Origin of the sequence: Flavobacterium magnesitis, assembly GCF_041729735.1 — a bacterium.
Lineage (GTDB): Bacteria > Bacteroidota > Bacteroidia > Flavobacteriales > Flavobacteriaceae > Flavobacterium > Flavobacterium magnesitis.
The window spans coordinates 52,690-67,430 of sequence record NZ_JBCFQK010000014.1 but is presented as its reverse complement, the minus strand read 5'-3'; the positions used below and the strand labels follow the sequence as shown (position 1 = coordinate 67,430).

At 33.3% G+C, this 14,741-nt stretch carries 17 protein-coding genes and 4 tRNA genes; 1 reads left to right on the top strand and 20 read right to left on the bottom strand.

The window, feature by feature from the left end:
• Positions 1–170: 170 nt before the first annotated feature.
• The 16 genes from rplL to AAGV33_RS10730 all read right to left on the bottom strand — a co-directional run bounded on the left by rplL (position 171) and on the right by AAGV33_RS10730 (position 8,668).
• On the bottom strand, positions 171–542 hold the full coding sequence (gene rplL, locus AAGV33_RS10805) for a 50S ribosomal protein L7/L12 (RefSeq protein ID WP_373392030.1): 372 nt from the start codon (positions 540–542) through the stop codon (positions 171–173).
• Between the two features lie 91 nt (positions 543–633).
• Complete coding sequence (gene rplJ, locus AAGV33_RS10800) at positions 634–1,137, bottom strand: 50S ribosomal protein L10 (protein WP_373392029.1); 504 nt, start codon at positions 1,135–1,137, stop codon at positions 634–636.
• 22 nt (positions 1,138–1,159) lie between these two features.
• Entirely contained in the window at positions 1,160–1,849 is a 690-nt protein-coding gene (gene rplA / locus AAGV33_RS10795; RefSeq protein WP_073240943.1) for a 50S ribosomal protein L1, read from the bottom strand.
• A 13-nt stretch (positions 1,850–1,862) separates the two neighbouring features.
• Positions 1,863–2,300, bottom strand: a complete 438-nt coding sequence (gene rplK / locus AAGV33_RS10790) for a 50S ribosomal protein L11 (protein ID WP_066324992.1) — start codon at positions 2,298–2,300, stop codon at positions 1,863–1,865.
• Positions 2,301–2,366: 66 nt separating this feature from the next.
• The gene (gene nusG, locus AAGV33_RS10785) at positions 2,367–2,918 is read right to left on the bottom strand and encodes a transcription termination/antitermination protein NusG (protein ID WP_373392028.1); all 552 of its coding nucleotides are present in this window, start codon (positions 2,916–2,918) and stop codon (positions 2,367–2,369) included.
• An 8-nt stretch (positions 2,919–2,926) separates the two neighbouring features.
• On the bottom strand, positions 2,927–3,124 hold the full coding sequence (gene secE / locus AAGV33_RS10780) for a preprotein translocase subunit SecE (RefSeq protein WP_373392027.1): 198 nt from the start codon (positions 3,122–3,124) through the stop codon (positions 2,927–2,929).
• A 19-nt stretch (positions 3,125–3,143) separates the two neighbouring features.
• Positions 3,144–3,214: transfer RNA gene (locus AAGV33_RS10775), tRNA-Trp, on the bottom strand.
• 58 nt (positions 3,215–3,272) lie between these two features.
• Positions 3,273–4,460, bottom strand: a complete 1,188-nt coding sequence (gene tuf / locus AAGV33_RS10770) for an elongation factor Tu (protein ID WP_373392026.1) — start codon at positions 4,458–4,460, stop codon at positions 3,273–3,275.
• A gap of 54 nt (positions 4,461–4,514) precedes the next feature.
• Positions 4,515–4,586: transfer RNA gene (locus AAGV33_RS10765), tRNA-Thr, on the bottom strand.
• Between the two features lie 81 nt (positions 4,587–4,667).
• A tRNA-Tyr gene (locus tag AAGV33_RS10760) sits at positions 4,668–4,748 on the bottom strand.
• Between the two features lie 63 nt (positions 4,749–4,811).
• Positions 4,812–4,885, bottom strand: a tRNA-Thr gene (locus AAGV33_RS10755).
• A 90-nt stretch (positions 4,886–4,975) separates the two neighbouring features.
• Entirely contained in the window at positions 4,976–5,278 is a 303-nt protein-coding gene (gene hpf, locus AAGV33_RS10750) for a ribosome hibernation-promoting factor, HPF/YfiA family (protein WP_373392025.1), read from the bottom strand.
• A gap of 18 nt (positions 5,279–5,296) precedes the next feature.
• Positions 5,297–6,205 carry a tyrosine-type recombinase/integrase gene (locus tag AAGV33_RS10745; protein WP_373392024.1) on the bottom strand — a complete coding sequence of 303 codons (909 nt, stop codon included), beginning with the start codon at positions 6,203–6,205 and terminating at the stop codon, positions 5,297–5,299.
• 73 nt (positions 6,206–6,278) lie between these two features.
• Positions 6,279–6,473: a 30S ribosomal protein S21 gene (gene rpsU / locus AAGV33_RS10740; protein ID WP_320891370.1), complete on the bottom strand. Its 195-nt coding sequence runs from the start codon at positions 6,471–6,473 to the stop codon at positions 6,279–6,281.
• Between the two features lie 158 nt (positions 6,474–6,631).
• Positions 6,632–7,774 (bottom strand): acyl-CoA dehydrogenase family protein, encoded by a 1,143-nt coding sequence (locus AAGV33_RS10735; protein WP_373392056.1) that lies wholly within the window; start codon positions 7,772–7,774, stop codon positions 6,632–6,634.
• A gap of 15 nt (positions 7,775–7,789) precedes the next feature.
• Positions 7,790–8,668, bottom strand: coding sequence for a ComEA family DNA-binding protein (locus AAGV33_RS10730; protein WP_373392023.1), 879 nt, complete (start codon positions 8,666–8,668; stop codon positions 7,790–7,792).
• 146 nt (positions 8,669–8,814) lie between these two features.
• Between AAGV33_RS10730 and AAGV33_RS10725 the strand changes: the two genes are divergently transcribed.
• Positions 8,815–10,452: an amino acid permease gene (locus tag AAGV33_RS10725; protein ID WP_373392022.1), complete on the top strand. Its 1,638-nt coding sequence runs from the start codon at positions 8,815–8,817 to the stop codon at positions 10,450–10,452.
• Between the two features lie 71 nt (positions 10,453–10,523).
• Here the strand turns inward: AAGV33_RS10725 and AAGV33_RS10720 are convergent, their stop codons facing one another.
• The 4 genes from AAGV33_RS10720 to AAGV33_RS10705 all read right to left on the bottom strand — a co-directional run bounded on the left by AAGV33_RS10720 (position 10,524) and on the right by AAGV33_RS10705 (position 14,584).
• Positions 10,524–10,751 (bottom strand): PspC domain-containing protein, encoded by a 228-nt coding sequence (locus tag AAGV33_RS10720; protein ID WP_373392021.1) that lies wholly within the window; start codon positions 10,749–10,751, stop codon positions 10,524–10,526.
• 44 nt (positions 10,752–10,795) lie between these two features.
• Entirely contained in the window at positions 10,796–12,067 is a 1,272-nt protein-coding gene (locus AAGV33_RS10715) for a DUF2851 family protein (protein ID WP_373392020.1), read from the bottom strand.
• A gap of 70 nt (positions 12,068–12,137) precedes the next feature.
• Complete coding sequence (locus AAGV33_RS10710) at positions 12,138–12,620, bottom strand: 3'-5' exonuclease (RefSeq protein WP_373392019.1); 483 nt, start codon at positions 12,618–12,620, stop codon at positions 12,138–12,140.
• 11 nt (positions 12,621–12,631) lie between these two features.
• Positions 12,632–14,584, bottom strand: a complete 1,953-nt coding sequence (locus AAGV33_RS10705; RefSeq protein WP_373392018.1) for a putative porin — start codon at positions 14,582–14,584, stop codon at positions 12,632–12,634.
• Positions 14,585–14,741 lie beyond the last annotated feature (157 nt).

Sequence of the window (14,741 nt, the reverse complement as noted above, 5' to 3'; positions counted from 1 at the left end):
AAAACGACATCAATTCGCTTCCATTTTTTTTCTTCGTATTGATCAAAAACTTTTTCGTATTTTAAACTTTATATTATAATAAAATTGTTCTATTTTATTATACGAAAAATGGTTTAGGCATTGAGTGATTAAACTCAAGACCTAAACCTAGTTCTTAAAACTGAGTAAACTTATTTAAGCTCAACTACAGCTCCAGCTTCTTCTAATGATTTTTTAAGACCTTCAGCCTCATCTTTAGAAACACCTTCTTTAATGTTAGATGGAGCTCCGTCTACGATATCTTTAGCTTCTTTAAGACCTAAACCAGTTAATTCTTTAACCATTTTCACTACAGCTAATTTAGAAGCACCAGCTTCTTTCAATACAACTGTAAATTCAGTTTGAGCTTCTTCAGCAGCACCTTCACCACCACCAGCAGCAACTACTACAGCTGCAGCAGCAGGCTCGATACCATACTCGTCTTTTAATATTGTTGCTAATTCGTTAACTTCTTTAACTGTTAAGTTAACTAATTGTTCTGCGAATTGTTTCAAATCTGCCATTTTTTCTATCTTTTAAAATGATTTGTAAAATATAATTTATTATTGTGCGCTAATTTAATTAACAAGGAAATAAAATTCCCTGCCTTGATTATTATGCTTCAACTTCTTCTTCGCTACCAGCGAATTTGTTTTGTAAAGCAGAAATAATTCTTTGTGCTGGAGATTGCAACAATCCAATAAGTTCTCCAATAAGCTCTTCTTTAGATTTAATAGTTGCTAATGCATCTAATTGATCATCACCAATATAAATCTCAGAATTAATATAAGCTCCTTTTAAAACAGGTTTTGCAGCTTTCTTTCTAAAGTCTTTTATAACTTTTCCAGGCGCATTAGCAACATCTGCAATAAGAATAGCACTATTACCAGTCAATACTGAAGGTAAATCACCATAATCATTATCAGAAGCTTCCATTGCTTTAGCAAGCAAAGTGTTTTTTACAACTTCTAATTTAATACCTGCTTTAAAACAAGCTCTTCTTAGGTTTGAAGTTGCCTCTGCATCAAGTCCAGAAATATCAGATACATAAATAATATTTGTACCAGCTAACTGTGCAGTTAAATCTTCAATCGCGATTGATTTTTCTTCTCTAGTCATACTAAAAATTTTTAACTACCAATTATACTGCTTTTGGATCCAATGCAATAGCAGGACTCATTGTGCTTGTAAGGTGAATACCTTTAATGTAGGTACCTTTAGCAGCAGTTGGCTTAAGTTTGATTAATGTTTGAATAATTTCGTGTGCATTGTCATAAATTTGCTCCGCTCCAAAAGAAACTTTACCAATTCCTGCATGTACGATACCAGTTTTATCAACTTTAAAGTCAATTTTACCAGCTTTCACCTCTGCAACAGCTTTAGCAACATCCATAGTTACTGTACCTGTTTTAGGGTTAGGCATTAAACCTCTAGGTCCTAAAATACGACCTAATGGACCTAATTTACCCATTACAGCTGGCATTGTGATAATTACATCAACATCTGTCCAACCGTCTTTAATTTTTTGTAAATATTCATCAAGACCTACATAGTCTGCACCAGCTTCTTTAGCTTCCGCTTCTTTATCTGGAGTAACTAATGCTAATACTTTTACATCTTTACCAGTTCCATGAGGTAATGTTACCACACCTCTAACCATTTGATTCGCTTTTCTTGGATCTACACCCAAACGTACTGCGATATCAACAGACTCATCAAATTTTGCAGAAGCAATAACTTTAATTAATGCAGCAGCATCTTTTAAAGAATATAATTTGTTCTTTTCAATTTTTGAAGCAGCCTCTTTTTGCTTTTTTGTCAATTTTGCCATGTCTTTCTCTTAATTAAAAAGGAGCGTCTCCTGATACAGTTATACCCATAGATCTAGCTGTTCCAGCAACCATACTCATAGCTTTCTCAATTGTGAAAGCATTTAAGTCTGGCATCTTGTCTTCAGCAATAGCTCTAATTTGTTCCCAAGTAACACTAGCTACTTTTTTACGATTAGGCTCACCTGAACCAGATTTTAGCTTTGCAGCTTCCAATAACTGAACTGCTGCAGGAGGAGTCTTAACAACAAAATCGAATGATTTGTCTTTATACACAGTAATTTGTACTGGGCATATTTTGCCAGGTTTATCTTGTGTTCTAGCATTAAATTGCTTACAGAACTCCATGATATTAACCCCAGCAGCTCCTAAAGCAGGTCCAACCGGTGGCGACGGATTCGCAGCACCTCCCTTAACTTGTAGTTTAACTACCTTACTAATTTCTTTAGCCATTTTTTAAAAAATTTAACACAACAATTTACGGAAGCAATTGAAGTGATTATTATAGTGTAACGAAAATTATACTTTTTCTACTTGCATAAAACTTAATTCTAATGGTGTTTTTCTTCCGAAAATCTTAACCATAACTTCAAGTTTACGCTTTTCTTCATTGATTTTTTCAACCGTACCGTTGAAACCGTTGAAAGGCCCATCAATAACCTTAATAGTTTCACCTAAGTTGAATGGGATTGATTTTGTATCTGTATTAACAGCTAACTCATCAACCTTACCAAGCATTCTATTTACTTCTGAAAGTCTAAGCGGAACTGGTTCACCTCCTTTAGTTTCTCCTAAAAAACCAATAACACTAGTTACCGATTTAATGATATGAGGAATCTCACCAACTAAATTTGCTTCTATCATAACATAGCCAGGAAAATATACTTTTTCCTTAACTAATTTTTTCCCATCCTTTACAGATACTACTTTTTCAGTAGGAACAAGAACTTGAGACACATAATCAGCCATTCCTAATCTAGAAATTTCTGTTTCTATATAAGCCTTAACTTTGTTCTCTTGTCCACTTACTGCCCGAACAACATACCACTTTTTAACATTACTATCTGCCATAATAAAAACTACGCTTTTATCCAGTTAAAAAATCCTGCTAATGCTTTTGCAAAAAACTCATCAACTCCCCATGTAGCCAAAGCAAATAGTACTGAAAAAACAGCCACAACAATTGTTAGACGCTGCACCTCAGCCCATTCTGGCCAAGTTACATTTGACTTCAATTCTTCAAATGCTTCTGATATGTAATTAACAATTTTTGCCATTGTGATATATTTTTTATTGCACGGGCGGAGGGATTCGAACCCCCATCAACGGTTTTGGAGACCGCTATTCTACCCTTGAACTACGCCCGTATAAAAACCAGTAACAACCGAAGTAGTTACTGGTTTTAAAAATTTTATTATTCTAGAATTAAGCTACAATCTCAGTTACCTGACCTGCACCTACAGTTCTACCACCTTCACGGATAGCAAAACGTAATCCAACACTCATTGCGATTGGGCTTAACAAAGCAACATTGATTGTTAAGTTGTCACCTGGCATTACCATCTCTACACCTTCTGGTAAAGTAATAACTCCTGTTACGTCAGTTGTACGTACGTAGAACTGTGGACGGTAGTTATTATGGAATGGTGTATGACGACCACCTTCTTCTTTTTTCAAGATATAAACCTCAGCTTTAAAAGTAGCGTGTGGCTTAACAGATCCTGGCTTAATGATAACCATTCCTCTTTTGATATCTTCTTTAGCAACACCTCTCAATAACAAACCAACGTTATCTCCAGCTTCACCTCTATCAAGGATTTTACGGAACATCTCAACTCCAGTAATAGTAGAAGTTAATTTATCAGCACCCATACCGATGATTTCAACAGCATCTCCAGTATTAGCAACTCCAGTTTCGATACGACCTGTAGCAACAGTTCCACGACCTGTAATTGTAAATACATCTTCAACTGGCATCAAGAAAGGTTTTTCAGTATCACGTACTGGCTCTTCGATCCAAGCATCAACAGCTTCCATCAATTCAAGAATTTTAGGAACCCAAGCAGCATCATTATTCAATCCACCTAAAGCAGAACCTTGAATAACTGGACAGTTGTCACCATCATACTCATAGAAAGACAATAAGTCTCTAATTTCCATTTCTACTAATTCCAACAACTCAGCGTCATCAACCATATCCACTTTATTCATGAATACAACCATTCTTGGAATACCTACCTGACGTCCTAAAAGGATATGCTCACGAGTTTGTGGCATTGGACCATCTGTAGCAGCAACCACTAAGATAGCACCATCCATTTGAGCAGCACCAGTAACCATGTTTTTTACGTAATCCGCGTGACCTGGACAGTCAACGTGAGCGTAGTGACGGTTAGCAGTTTCATACTCTACGTGAGATGTATTAATTGTAATACCTCTTTCTTTTTCTTCAGGAGCATTATCAATTTGATCAAAAGATTTTGCTTGACAGTAACCAGCATCAGATAACACTTTAGTTATTGCAGCAGTTAATGTAGTTTTTCCGTGATCTACGTGTCCGATTGTACCAATGTTTAAGTGCGGTTTCGAACGATTAAAGGTTTCTTTTGCCATTTTACTTAGATTTTAATCTTTATTAATTTATTAGTGTTCAAAATTTTTTAATTGAGCCAATGTCGGGAATTGAACCCGAGACCTCTTCCTTACCAAGGAAGCACTCTACCCCTGAGCTACACCGGCAGAGAGTTCTTTTTAGATTTACGATTTAGAATTCAAATTAAAACTTAAAAACCATCACATAAATCCAAACTTCTTTTTTCGTGGGGAGAGCAGGATTCGAACCTGCGAAGTTCACACAGCAGATTTACAGTCTGCCCTCGTTGGCCGCTTGAGTATCTCCCCTCTTTTTTATTTTCAATATTGTATTTGACCAAATTTAAACACAACACTACTGCTTTTTTTTAGAGCCGGCGGAGGGACTCGAACCCACGACCTGCTGATTACAAATCAGCTGCTCTAGCCAACTGAGCTACGCTGGCAGTATCAATAAAAAAGTCCGCTATTTCTAACGGACTGCAAATGTATAGATTTTATCTTTCAATCAAAACATTTTTTGAAAAAAATTTCAATTATATATGTGTTCTTATCTTTTCTTTCCTTTTTACTAGCAAACGCTCCAATGATTCCGCCGATAACTCTACGGCTTCTTCAAAAGTTTTACACTGTTTTTTAACCACAAAATCATCTCCAGGCACATTTACCTTCATCTCAACGATTTTATTTTCTTTTTCACTTATATTTTCTACTTTTAAATAGACATCTGAAGAAACCACCCTATCGTAGTATTTTTCCAACTTATCCATTCTCCCTTGAACAAAATCTACTAGTTTCCCATCAACTGTAAAGTTAACAGCGTGAACATTTACCTTCATAATCAATATTTTTTATGGTTAAACTTTAGAATCATTACCACCTCTAGGATGCGAACCAACATAGACTTTTTTTAACTCTGATAAACTATTATGAGTATAAACCTGTGTTGAAGCCAAACTAGAATGCCCTAACAACTCTTTAACTGAATTCAAATCGGCTCCATTATTCAATAAATGAGTAGCAAACGTATGCCTTAACATGTGCGGACTTCTCTTTACCTTTTCGGAGACTTTACTAAAGTAAGAATTTATTAAACGATAGACAAAAGATTCACTCAATTTTAACCCTTTTTTTGTCAAAAAAAAATAAGCTTCATCTTTAACAACCTCCAAATCACTTCTCTCCTTAAGATACAAACGCATTTGTTCTAAAACCACCGACAAGACAGGAATAATACGTTCTTTATTTCTTTTCCCTAGAACTTTAATGCTTCCATTAGAAAAATCAACTGAATTTAGTTTTAAATGAATCAATTCCGCCCTTCTAATTCCGGTAGAATACAATAATTCAACTAACAACCTATCCCTAATTCCTTCAAATCCTTCCTCAACTTGAAAACTTTCTAAAACAAGATTCATTTCTTTTTCCGAAAAAGGAATTTGAATTTTCTTAGACACTTTTAAAGCTCTATGCTTCAACAAAGGATTGACTTCTATTTGTTTTATTTTTAAAAGAAATTTATAAAACGCTTTTAACGAAGCTACTTTTCTATTCACAGAAATCGCAGACAAACCCTCTTCGACTAAAAACACAACCCAAGACCGGATTTGAACATACTCAACCGAAACAATATCTTGCTGATTAAAATTTAAAGCATTGTATTGTTGAAAATCAGAGACATCCTTCACATAAGCACAAAGCGTATGAGGAGAATATTTTTTCTCTTTCTGAAGATAATCTGTAAATGCTTCTAAATTTGTAGCCATAAAAAAACCGTTAGCATCAAATTTATAAAAAATCTGACCACTAACGGTTATATTTGTTTCAAAAAGAAAACTACTAACTCTCCAAACTATCTTTCATGTTTTGGATGTAAGCCGCTTTTTGGAATTTCATTCTATTTTTAACTGACGGCTTAATGAAAGCTGTACGAGCTCTTAATTGACGAACTGTTCCAGTTTTATCAAATTTTCTTTTATAGCGCTTTAATGCTCTATCGATATTTTCTCCGTCTTTAATTGGTATAATTAACATAATTTTGACACCTCCTCTCGTTAAGGCTGCAAAAGTAATTATTAATTATTAATTATGAGTTATGAATTGTAAATTATTTTAAAAGAAAGAAAATAATATAAAAAACAAAAAATTGGAAACCAATTAACTTCCATCTTCTAACTTCCTACTCCCAACTTCTATCCTTTCAACAAATTTCTCGAAATCACTACTTTTTGAATTTCAGTAGTTCCTTCACCAATAGTACACAACTTAGCATCTCTGTAGAATTTTTCCACTGGAAAATCTTTGGTAAAACCATAACCACCATGAATTTGGACTGCTTCATTAGCTACTTTTACACATACTTCAGAAGCATACATCTTAGCCATAGCTCCAGCAGTAGTCACAGGACGATGTTGCTGCTTTAAGAAAGCCGCTTTATGTAATAATAATTCTGAAGCTTCAATTTCTGTAGCCATATCCACTAATTTAAACGAAATTCCCTGAAATTCAGAAATCGCTTTTCCAAACTGATGTCTTTCTTTCGAATATTTCAAAGCTGCTTCGTAAGCTCCTTTTGCAACTCCTAAAGACAATGCTCCAATAGAAATTCTTCCGCCATCTAATATTTTCATGGCCTGAATAAAACCTTCGCCTACTTCTCCTAATCTATTCGAATCCGGAATTCGACAATTATCAAAAACCAATTCAGCAGTTTCACTTGCACGCATGCCTAATTTATTCTCTTTTTTACCAGAAGAAAATCCAGCCGTTCCTTTTTCGAAAACAAAAGCGGTCATTCCTCTAGAATCTCCTTTTTCACCAGTTCGAACAATTACAACCGAAATATCTCCAGAAATAGCATGAGTAATAAAATTTTTCGCACCGTTAACAATCCAAAAATCACCATCTTTTTTTGCAGTCGTATTCATTCCCGCAGCATCTGATCCTGTATTGTGTTCCGTCAATCCCCAAGCTCCAATATGTTCTCCTGTTGCTAATTTAGGAATCCATTTCTTTTTTTGTTCTTCGTTTCCAAAAGTCAAAATATGATTCGTACACAAAGAATTATGTGCCGCAACCGACAAACCTATAGAAGGATCTACTTTAGAAATTTCTTCTATAATAGTAATGTATTCATGATAGCCTAGTCCTGAACCACCTAATTCTTCTGGAACCAAAACCCCCATAAACCCCATTTCTCCCAATTGCTTAAACAAATGAACTGGAAAAGTCTGAGCCTCATCCCATTCCATTATATAAGGTCTTATATTTTTTTCGGCAAAATCCCTTATGGATTCAGCAATCATATTTTGTGTCTCACTGTAATCAAAATACATCATTATGGCTTTTTTTTAAAAGTCCAAATATAAGGCTATAATATTTGCATTTTCAATAGACATTCCTTTAATTTTTGTTAAATCGCTTGCATTTTTAATATCACCATTCATACTCCTGTAAATTACAATTTCTCTAGCCAAATTATATCTGAAATACGGAAACTGAGCTAATTCCTTCACCGAAGCATTATTTATATCTATTTTTTTAAAATTGGGAAGAGCTCCCACTTTAAAATTAGTATTCAATTGTTCAATAACTTCAGGCGACAAACCCCAAACGTCTTTCATTTGTTCCATAGAAACAAAACCGCCCAAACTCTCTTTAAATTTTAAAATTCGCTTAGAAATAGCATCACCTATTCCATAAATTTTAATTAAATCATCCTGAGTAGCCTGATTAATATCCTTAACAACCAATTTCTCTTTTTTCGAAAAATAGGCTGAATTTGTATTCGAAAAAAGAACAGACTTAGCCATTGATTTATTTTTAACCCAGTCTGGAAATTTAAAATAAGGAGCCATGGCAGCTAATAAAGAATCTGAAACCCCAGTTACAACTTGAAACTCTTTAGCCGAATTGACATATTTATTTTCTTTTCGAAAAGCGTGCAACTTATCTATCTCAGCAACCGACATTCCTAATTGATATCCTTTATAGTCAGTTATGAAATTAGGATTAAAAGGATACATTTTAAACGAATGCTGATTTTGTTGGTTTTCCAGCGTATTGATTTCAGAATGTATTGCAAGCCATTTTTGTTCTTCTAAATCTACTTTTGGAGTAGTTTTAAAATCAACAAAAAAAGAAACAAACTGTATTCCAATTATAACTAGAAACAGTCCCAGAATTCCTCTTTGCTGTTCTTTCGAAAATTGAAAATAATCTTTGTACATTTTTAAATTCATTACTTTCTATGCTAAATCTCACCAGCTAAATTTATAAATAATTTCAATGTTTTTACTCAAATAGAAGAACATAATTATTATTTTTTCATAAAAAACTATACTTTTGAAACATTATAACCCTAAAACACAAAACCATGTCTATCTGGAGAAGAAAACCATTGAACCAACTTTTAGCCGAAGCTGAAGATTCTGAAAAAGGATTAAAGAAAACACTAACAGCTCCAGGTCTAGTTGCATTAGGTATTGGAGCCATTATTGGAGCTGGATTATTCTCGATAACCGGTCTTGCTGCTTCATTAAATGCAGGCCCAGCCATAACCATTTCTTTTTTGGTTGCTGCTTTTGGTTGTATTTTTGCAGGTTTGTGTTACGCTGAATTTTCTTCAATGATTCCTGTTGCAGGAAGTGCTTACACCTACTCCTTTGCAACAATGGGAGAATTTATAGCTTGGATTATTGGTTGGGATTTAGTACTCGAATACGCTGTAGGAGCTGCAACGGTTTCTATAAGTTGGTCACGATATCTAGGTAAATTATTAGAAGGCTACGGAATTCATCTTAGTGATTCATATATGCTTTCTCCATTTGAAGGCGGAATTATTAATCTTCCTGCCGTATTTATTGTAATGATTGTATCGTTAATTTTAATAAGAGGAACTAAAGAATCTGCTTTTTTTAACGGAATTATCGTTTTATTAAAAGTCTCTATTGTATTAATTTTTATTGCTGTTGGATGGCAATATATCAAACCCGAAAATTATACTCCTTATATCCCTGAAAATACTGGTAAATTTGGAGAGTTTGGTTTCTCCGGAATTATAAGAGCTGCCGCTATTGTGTTTTTTGCCTACATTGGTTTTGATGCCGTTTCCACTGCTGCACAAGAAGCTAAAAATCCAAAAAGAGACATGCCTATTGGTATTTTATTATCATTAGCAATTTGTACCATATTATATATATTGTTTGCTCACGTTATGACAGGAGTTATCAATTATCAGGCTTTTGCTGGAAAAGACGGAATTGCTCCTGTTGCTATTGCAGTGGAAGCCATGGGACCTACTGGAGCAAACGGAATGATTACTCCCGCTTATCCATGGTTAAACAATGCTATTTTGCTAGCTATCTTAGGTGGTTACTCTTCGGTTATATTAGTTCTTTTAATGGGCCAAAGCCGTGTATTTTTCTCGATGAGTAGAGATGGTTTGATTCCAAAAGTTTTCTCAGAAGTTCATGAAAAATTTAGAACTCCTGCTAAAAATAACTTATTATTCATGGTAATAGTAAGTGTTTTTGCTGCTTTTGTTCCTGCAAGAGTTGTTGGCGAAATGACTAGTATCGGTACTTTATTTGCTTTTATTTTAGTATGTCTCGGTGTATTGATTATGCGTAAAAAAATGCCCGAAGCACCAAGAGCTTTTAGAACTCCTTTTGTTCCTTTTGTTCCTATTGCCGGAGTTGTAGTTTGTTTGTTTATGATGGTCTTCTTACCATTAGATACCTGGATAAGACTTATTGTTTGGATGATGATTGGTTTTGATTTATACTTATTCTACGGAATGAAAAATAGTGCTTTAAACAAAGGACAGTACAGTTTAAAAAATCAAAAAACAGTTTCGGGATCTGGATTAGGAATGGTATTCATATTGGTTGTCATTGCTTTCATACACCATAGCGACCCTAATTTAGACGATACTTATTTATTTTATTTTTCATTATTTTTCTCTGTAATCCATGCTTTTGTTTATGGCTACAGTTTCAAAAAAGCAAAATAATTAACTTATTATAATCAAAAAAAGGGACTCTTAAAAATATTTTAGAGTCCCTTTTTTATTGTATTTTAAAATTACAAATCAAATACTGATGTACGTTTTGACCTAATTAAATCCTTTAACCGAATCCAAAAAGCCAATGTCAAATAAACACCAAATCCGAGTCCAACGGTTACAAACGAAATGTAAATAAAAAACAATCGGACGCTTGTTACTCGCATTCCTAATTTATCAGCAAGGCGTGAAGAAACATGAAATCCGTATTTTTCGAAAAAAAACTTGAGTTTAATAATAGCAGACATTCTGTGATTCATTTTGTTGTTGGGTAAAATTACAAAATTATATTTTAACTGTTTTTCAATAATTCCATTCCAATAGCACATTCCAAACATTTTTCCACATTACAATATTCGTTTTTCAATTGCAATAGAGATTGGGTTTCAAATGAATTATTAGCTTTTATTCCAAAAGAACCAAACTTCTCTATAATACTATTTTTCTCAGGAGCAACCGCTATTAAAAAAGCTATTAAATCATCGGTAATTTCTTTTCCAAGACTTTTAGCATAAGCAAACTGAATAGGGATAATGGTATTAATCAATAATAAATCCACAAAAGATTTGGATAGTTTTTTCACCTTCTTCGGACTTACTTTATCAAATTGATAATGCGTTTCCCAATAAGCAGAAGTACTCACTTGAAACAATTGGTACACAGCCTCAATAGAAGAAATGCTACTAAGCTTTGAAAATAAATTTTGATGCAAATGATACAAATGTGCCAATTGCGAAAGTCGAATAGTAGGGAAATTATCCGGACGATGTTTAAAAAACTGCACTTGTCCTTCGGTTTCTGGCTCTAACTGGTATTTGTGTAACAGATAAAAATACCTAAATTTTAAATCCTTGAAATAATTATCTTCTTTATCAGAATTTAACAAAGCTGCTTTTCCAAACAAAAGTGCTTCTAAATTCTCGACTTCAAAACTTTCTTTTCTTATTATCGAAAAAGGAATTGATTTGGCAATTTTTGAAAAAGTCTCACCATTAGTATTCAATCCAAAATTTTTAGCCAGCATACAAAACAATACTGCTTCCCAATCCATATTGGTTTGTTCTAACAAATCGTAAATTGCTTTTGATTTCCGCTCTAAGCGTTCAAAAAACAAGCGTTCCTGCCAATTTTTCAAAACAAAATCATCTAAATTGCTTAATTGCTTTTCGCAAAAAACCCATGATTTTGGAGACATTAGCTTTTTATAATTTGCTAAAACTTCTTTTTCAACATAGTTTTTGAGTTCCAAAACGGGAATTTCGGTATTATTTTTTCTAAAAACTTCAGTATCGTGTTCCCAAACTACATGAAGAATCACATTTTCGTAAGCAGTATCTTTTTCATGATGATGCACATACCAATCAGAAGATTTGAGATGAATTTCTACATTCCCAGCCCATTTTTGGTTTCCAATAATAATTTGAGCATTAAAAAAATCAGGTCCAGCTTGTTCTAAATACTGACCAACATTAATGATGGTAATTTCTTGGTCACTAGAAGTTCTTAAATTTAGCGTATCAAACTTCTTGAATTTCCAGAGGTAGTGTAAAAAATCTTCTTTCATTGTAAAGACTTAAAAAATGAATACACTAATTTAATGAAAAAACTTACATGACAAACTTTAGAATATAATTTTATTGCATAAGATACAAACGGGCACAAGCTCTGGCATCGGACAATGCTTCATGGTGATTCAATTGAATATTCATCGCACGACAACAATCACTAAGTTTGGTAGGTTTTAAACCTTTGGCCTTATAAATTTTTACGGTACATTCCCATCTTGAAGCAATATTCAAATCGGTATAATCTAAACCGTAATATGCCATGGATTTCGCCAAAACATTTCGGTCAAAACTCTCGTTATGCGCTACAACCACTCTATTTTGAAGTCGTTTTTGAATTTCGGGAAATACTTGAAGGAAATTTTTAGCTCTTACCGTATCACTTGGATAAATCCCATGCACTTGAATGGTAAATGACGAATACAAATTATTAGGCGGCTTGATTAAAGTTACAAACTCATCTACAACAATTCCGTTCTCAACCGTAACAATCCCTACAGAACAAGGATGAAAAGCAGTCGCGGTTTCAAAATCAATGGCGGTAAAAGTCATAATTTTAAAAACTAATTAAAGAAATTCCATATCAATCCAAAACGAATAGTCATATCGCGATACGGATTATTAGGTGCTGAATAGTAATTATTTCCTGTGTAAGCTGCATTAAAATGTTCGGCTTTTATATAAATTCTGGTGCGTTGAATTTTAGCATTGATAAAGAAATCAAGGTTAGGATAATTTCCAATTTCTTTTTTATTTTGAATAAAAAATTCTCCAATAACGGGATTATAATCGTTAGCAAAATAATTAGTAAAATAATTCAAAGTAATTCCTGTTTGAAGAAATAAGGCTCTTTTAAAGAAATAACTAGTAAAATAAAAGGTATTACGAGTGACTAATTCTGGTACATTCAATATAGCATCCTGCTGATCTACTTTTTGATACAAAACAGTATTATTCAATGCAAATTTCCCAAAAGTAATTTCCTTATTTAATTTAAGAGACAAATAATTAATAGTTCCGCTATATTGATTGGGACTAACTATTTGCTGCAATTCATCGGTTGCTACATTTTCAAAATACAAATGATCGGTTAGTGTTGACAACTGCAACGAAGCTTCAAACCAAGGTGTTACCGCATCTCCGCTAATTACATTAATTTTTTCGTTCTTAAAATTGTTTGACCAATTGTAATCTACATAATTACTTTGGTACAAATTATAATTATCGTTAGGCAATTTATTTAGATTTTGATAACCAAAAACAAACTGGAAATCATCATTCAAATCATAATTCAACTTAGCATCTAAATTAGATAATGACTGATTTGTAATGGATCTAGAAAGTAAAAATTTCCCGTGCCACTTGTTTTTTTGGTATTCATATTGACCTCCAACACTGTTTATATTTCGGGATAAAGTGGATGGAATAACACCATCGTCTCTAATTAATATTCGATTGTAATAAAAATTACTTCGGAAATCATCAATAAAAAACTGAAATTCTCCTAATGTTGTGTTCTCGTACTTCAAAGCTGCTTTATTATACATCTTATTGTAACGCGTTTGATCCTTAAGATTTGAAGTCATAATAGCATCTCCAAATCGATTAACCGCTTGTGTTCCTACTGCCGAGATCAATGTAGGCTGAAAATATTCGAAGAATTTATTCTCATAATTCAACTGATGCATTACATATAAATTATTAGCACCCTGCGTTGGATTAACTCTAAAAGCATGATCTACAAAAATGCGTTTTGCTCTTATAAAAGATTCGGCATCTGTTAAAAAAACCTGTAAACGCTGTCTGTTTGCGAAGTCTGGGTTTTCGCTTTCAAAATTTTCTATGTTTGTAATTCCGCCATTTTCTTCATTCAACGCATCCTGAGAAACAAAATGTGCATTAAGAAGATAGCGTTTATTAAGAGTATGATAACTAGAGGTAAACCTAAAACTTCCTGTAGTTGTAAATTGATTGATATATTTCCCTTCTGAACGCAATCCTTTGTAAGCAATAGAAAAATTCAAATTTGGCGCCAAATTCAAAGTGAAAAATGAATCTACCGAATGTCCTCTTCCTATGGTTGATTTAAAAAACAATTCGGTTATAGGAGTAGCCACAGAACTATATCTAATTTGATTAGCTTCTAAAAAATTAAATTGCTTTCCTTTAAAACCAAATTCTGGATACGGCGAATAATTAGTCAAACTATACTGAAGTGTATTGTAAGGTTGTCCTTCATTTGGAAAAGCCAATAACCCGAAAAGATCTTTCCTAAGATAATTGTGACTGTATTCTCTTTCAATAGTAAGCGTGGTATCTAAGTAAGTCGTATCTCTTTCTAAAGTGATAAAACGGTACATATCAATTGTCGCTACTTGGGCAGTATCCTTGTCCTTATCATTTGTCCCTTTTAACCTGTCCGAAAAACTTCTTTTAGGCTCTTCTTCTCTTGAATCTACTTGAGAGAACAACAATGTAGGCAATACTAAAAAATATAAAAAAAAGAGAATTCTCATTCGGAATAGCTATATAATTGGGATTCTATTTCAAAACTAATATTGAGGCAAAGGTAAACGATAAAAACATATAAAAAAACAACTTAATTCTTCCTTCTTTTCCAGTAAACTATAGAATAACGTACTATTATCTTAAAAATTTTATAATCTTTGCTTT